Annotated in this window: 1 protein-coding gene and 1 pseudogene; both read right to left on the bottom strand. The window is 41.6% G+C overall.

The annotated features are described in order from the left end of the window. Positions 1-966 precede the first annotated feature (966 nt). Positions 967-1,341, bottom strand: a pseudogene (locus AACQ83_RS04025) (Rpn family recombination-promoting nuclease/putative transposase); the annotation flags it as partial. Between the two features lie 309 nt (positions 1,342-1,650). Beyond that, positions 1,651-2,277, bottom strand: a complete 627-nt coding sequence (locus AACQ83_RS04020) for a tail fiber assembly protein (protein WP_112876659.1) — start codon at positions 2,275-2,277, stop codon at positions 1,651-1,653. Between the last annotated feature and the right edge of the window lie 154 nt (positions 2,278-2,431).

Below are 2,431 nucleotides of genomic sequence, written 5' to 3'. Positions count from 1 at the left end.
GAGATCATTGGAAGCATTACGAAATAGAGCTTATTCCTGGGGAAATCAAGTATGTTCACCTGCCTCGGAGGTTTTCATGACGGTCAGAAGTATTTGCCGCGATGGTACAGTTCCTCTATAGGGAATATAGTATCGAGGTTTATTGTTTTAATGTTTTCTCCACCTGAAGTGTGACTTTTTAGACTTCGATTGATAGTTTTATGCATATTTAACAGATGTTAGTTGAGGTTAATATGAATAAGAAAGAAGAGCAAAAAGTTAGAATAGAGCTCAATTGTTCAGGGCAGACGATTAAATGTGTGTTGCTTGTGGCGTTGCGCTGGTTTTTTTCGGTGAGAAACGACCAATAAAAACTGGGATTGCCGTATTTCCCTGGCTAACTATTTTTATTAGTCATGAATTATGGGTATAGCTACCGCAGCAACCAGCCTTGTGGCGGTTATTATTTATGCTGAAAAAGTTTATTTCGCGATTATTTAGTTCGCATTTAATAAAGCGGAATGATTATAAGCAATGAATCTTTGGAGGGAATATTAATTAATAATGAAGGGTAATTATTAGTTGGTATGGCAGAGGTTAACCATTTTAGGTATTGGCGCGATTTTATTTGGTTTTAGGAATATCAGGGATGAGGTTATTTGGCTATTTTTCTTTCATCGATTAATTGATGATCAAAAGAGTGAATAGAGAAGATCGTGTTGAGCCTATGGTTTGCTTTTTTGAAGGATAAATGAAACACAAGGGGAGCAACCATAAGCCCTTCATTAATTCAAGGATTTATACCCGTTATCTTTCAGGTTGCCTCTTTGTTGGCTGTACTCACTCACCCCGGTCGCAGAGTTATCTATGCTCCCGGGGATTCACTCCCTTGCCGCCGCGATGCATCTTGAAATCCATAGGGTATAAATAAGAACAAAAATGCCGATTTTGAATATCGGCATTTTGCTGTATGAAGAGAAGATTAATTTAATGCTTTAACGCTTCAATTTTATCCCGGCTCAGTCCGGTACTGGTGACAATAATATCCAGGCTGACGCCATGCCGTAATAAGGCTTGAGCCGTTTCCACTTTACCTTTCTCTCGGCCTAGTTCAATACCTTCCTCTCGGCCTCGCTCAAGCCCTTTTTGTTCAAGCTGTTCTGCAATAGTCATCAACATCGTTTCATGCTCCGGAGATTGTTCAATCAGTTGATGGACAAATTGGGAGAGATCCAGCGTATGTCCATTCAGTAAAATATAGCGTAACACTACATTGCGCTGCTCGGCTGTATTATACCCTGCATTCAGGAGTTCCACCAATTGGGGCACCCATTCCAGCATATCCCGGCAGCGAATATCCTTATAATTAAAATATTAATATAAAACAATGAATTAAATAAAAAATAACCAATAAAAAATAACAGAATGTACACACATATGTACAAACAGAAAAAGCACTCAATATGAAGTGTAGTGATTGATTTTACACCATTAATGAAGGGGGCGGGAGGGGGATTAGTTCTGAGATAAGAGGGAGATTGTGAAGCCGGATTAACTCCGGCTCCGTTCTGCCTGTGCGGCAGTGAACACGCTATTCAAAAATCAGCATTTCTAAGCTACTTGTACAGTAGTCAGTTAATGCTAAACATATTTAAAGTCATGAGTCAACAATCACTTCGGCACCTCCGGCCACTGCACATCAGGCGCTTGATTCACATCTACACGCGTAAGCAATACTCTGTATTTCTTCCATTCGAGTAGAGCGGCTTTCTCTGAGTCAGTAGCAACTTCTAAGTCAACAGAGTCTTGTAGCAATGAGAGTGTTTCATTTGCTTGTTGTAACAGTGCTGCTTGTTGTTGCTTAGCTTCATTAATCTGATGGGATTTGAGAAGGTCTTTATCAACTACCCACTCTTTGCCGTTCCACGTATCGAAATCAGTTGGGGGCTTCTTGAACGTCAGGGTATCCGGCAATTCACCGATTTCAGTAATTTCAGTCGGAGCGCGAGTTAACGTGTCGTAAGCTGTTTTGCCACGGTAATCCGGGAGGATTTGCCAGCACTTACCGTCTTCACTGCGACAAACGGCCACATCGTGAGAATCGGGAAGTTCTGGCGCATCGGGATAAGCACCGGCTGATAGACTGACACCCAACATCACGTATTCAATGTCTGAAACTGTGAATTCTCTCGTTATCTGATTCGAGTGATAAACCTTTATCCAGCCTGCCTGAATAGCCAAACCATCTTTACCCAATACGGCTGTTTCATGCTCTAAAGAGTATTTTTGTTCTGTCATTATGCTGCTCTCACTATGTAATTAAAGGCGACGTTGCGGGGGCGGGTTTCGTTTCCGCCTGTATTGTTAGCAATTGATGTATCAGTTGCGTTGCCCTTCACATCACGCCCTAGCGGGTAACAATACCCGTTCACAGACCCTTGATTTAGGGACA

Source organism: Photorhabdus sp. S10-54, assembly GCF_963878145.1.
Taxonomy (GTDB): domain Bacteria; phylum Pseudomonadota; class Gammaproteobacteria; order Enterobacterales; family Enterobacteriaceae; genus Photorhabdus; species Photorhabdus kayaii.
This window is presented reverse-complemented; position numbering and strand designations above follow the sequence as displayed.

What these genes read in the sequence shown, in the direction of transcription:
- AACQ83_RS04020 (WP_112876659.1), bottom strand. Translation starts at nt 2,277, where the DNA reads ATGACAGAACAAAAATACTCTTTAGAGCATGAAACAGCCGTATTGGGT.